This window comes from Tolypothrix sp. VBCCA 56010 (assembly GCF_050875635.1).
Classification (GTDB): domain Bacteria; phylum Cyanobacteriota; class Cyanobacteriia; order Cyanobacteriales; family Nostocaceae; genus Hassallia.
Window position 1 is genome coordinate 1 of the sequence record NZ_JBPAOH010000320.1, and the last position, 2125, is coordinate 2125.

Consider the following 2125-nt stretch of genomic DNA (forward strand, 5'->3'; position numbering starts at 1 on the left):
TTTGATTGCTACAGCACTCGATTTGGTTAATCCCAAGCATCTAAAAAACTGGTTTACAAACTGCTGTTACTGTACTTCATAAACCCGCAATCTGCTGTATATGAAATTGTACATAAATTTAAACTGTTCATTTGGACAATATCATGTGTTGTCAAAGGCTTATCGGGAAAAATCAGGAATTGTAGAGATATGGAATGCTGAATCAGGATTGATCCGAGAGGAATACTAAAAGATTCAATCCTTATGAAAGATTCATTTTCTTAGCCATTGTCTGAAACTTCCGCTGTTCACCAAGCTGTTTACGGTGCTGGTAACGTTGCTTGGCTTCCTTCAATATTTCTTGCATCAATTTCTCATTTTGCGAACACACCACAAAAGCCGCTTCGATGAAGTTGTCCCTGGTGATTTTTTGGGTGTTACAAAAGGCTTCTAATTTGCTGTCAGTATCTTCCTCAAGGCGGATGGTTCGTCGGATAGTCTGCGGCGAATCGGTTGGCTGCTCTTGACGGGGGGCAGTAGAGCCATCCTTTAACACTTCGCCATGATCAGCATCTTGTTCCCTCATATTTGATAAATGACTACTTTCAGTCATTTTGTCATTTAGAGTTTCACTATTTTCTTTTTTAGCCAGAGACGTATCTCTGGCTGGCACGGTGGGACGCGCTTTGTTCTTTAAGCGGTCAAAAACATCAGACATTTTTCTGTAAACCCTCAATAATTTGCTGGAAGGGGGCTTCAAGTTGTTCAAAGCCGAGAGAGGACAGGGTTACGCCCTTGTCGATGGCTTTTTTGAATTGTTCCGATTCTGGAATGGATGGCAGTACGGGAATGGTTTCGGCGATTGTTCGCATCGTCTCGATGCTGGCTTTGCTTTGAGCCGCCTGGTTGTTCCCAACCCACTTATCCCTAAAGGGCAAAATGCCTAGTATCCTTCCGGCAAAAGCATCAATCTCTTTCAGTTCTTCAATCAAGCCAAGGGTGCGGATGAGTGAATTAACCCCCTTAGAGCTTGCTTCCGCCGGGATGACAACATAATCAGCCGCTCCCGCTGTCGTCAGACAGATTTGCGATCGCTGGGGCGGCGCATCAATGATGCAGTAGTGGAAGACATCAGCAACTTCTTTTAACCGTTTACTAAGGACAATCGCCCCCATGCCGCTACTAGATAAGAAGTCTTGGGCTTTATCTAGTCCATCATCGGCAGGAATCAGCCACAGATTTTCCCCCACTTCGTAAATACCATCTTCGGTACTGACTTGCTTTTTAAGCACTTCTAAAAGAGTAGGCTGATTTTCTTGCACTTCATGCCCCAGGTAAAAAGTGAGGTTGGCTTGGGGGTCAGCATCCACCATCAGCACTCGTTGCTCTGCCTGGGCAAGCATTCGCCCCAAAAAGACAGAAGCCGTTGTTTTGCCCTGACCGCCGGAAAGGGAGGTACATGTAATGGTCAACATTGTTTGCTCTATGGTTTTTTGCGGTTATCGCTGGAATAAACAAACACATCAAGAGTTTAATACTAATTTACTCTTTGATGATTTTAAGTTAATAATAAATTTATTAACAACGACATTTAATAATTTAGTCATTCAATGATGACTGCTTTATTGTATGAAGAAAACTTGAGATTGATTTGCAAACAATCATGTAGAAAGCACGGAACAGCGAGAGATAAGCTGTCTTAAGGGGTATGGTTAGAATTACTGCATTCTACCAACGCCTATGCTGCTTAAACGTTTTTGGCGTTCTATTGTTTCTATTTTTACTGGAGCTGTCATCCTTGGTCAGCAAATCCCTACATTAGCAGAACGACCAGCACTTAACCTACCCATCTTTTTAGAACGTCCTTATCCAGAGTTTTTCCCAGCTCTTTGGCTTGGATACAGTGAAGAAGATTGGCTTTATGCACTACATGCCAACGGACAAGCTGCCTGTGAAAGTCTAGCTGTTTTTCGAGGACGACTGCCAAGCCAACAGAAGGCAGTACCGTATATGAACATAGATGAATTTGACAGGTGGAATGCGGGAGTTTGTCCTAAGTCGCCAATAACCTAGACAAAGCTGTACACTCATAGTCATAGCTGGTCTATGAGTGATATATGTATAAGCCAAACGAATTTGCAAAAAA

Annotated in this window: 3 protein-coding genes; 1 reads left to right on the top strand and 2 read right to left on the bottom strand. The window is 42.9% G+C overall.

What is annotated here, in order from left to right:
• Window positions 1-241: 241 nt before the first annotated feature.
• Complete coding sequence (locus tag AABK37_RS41130) at window positions 242-697, bottom strand: hypothetical protein (protein ID WP_432557131.1); 456 nt, start codon at window positions 695-697, stop codon at window positions 242-244.
• Complete coding sequence (locus tag AABK37_RS41135) at window positions 690-1454, bottom strand: ParA family protein (protein WP_432557132.1); 765 nt, start codon at window positions 1452-1454, stop codon at window positions 690-692. Before AABK37_RS41135 ends, AABK37_RS41130 begins: the two co-directional genes overlap by 8 nt.
• A gap of 265 nt (window positions 1455-1719) precedes the next feature.
• Here AABK37_RS41135 and AABK37_RS41140 point away from each other — a divergent pair, with 265 nt between their 5' ends.
• Window positions 1720-2052 carry a hypothetical protein gene (locus AABK37_RS41140; RefSeq protein WP_432557133.1) on the top strand — a complete coding sequence of 111 codons (333 nt, stop codon included), beginning with the start codon at window positions 1720-1722 and terminating at the stop codon, window positions 2050-2052.
• Window positions 2053-2125: the final 73 nt, after the last annotated feature.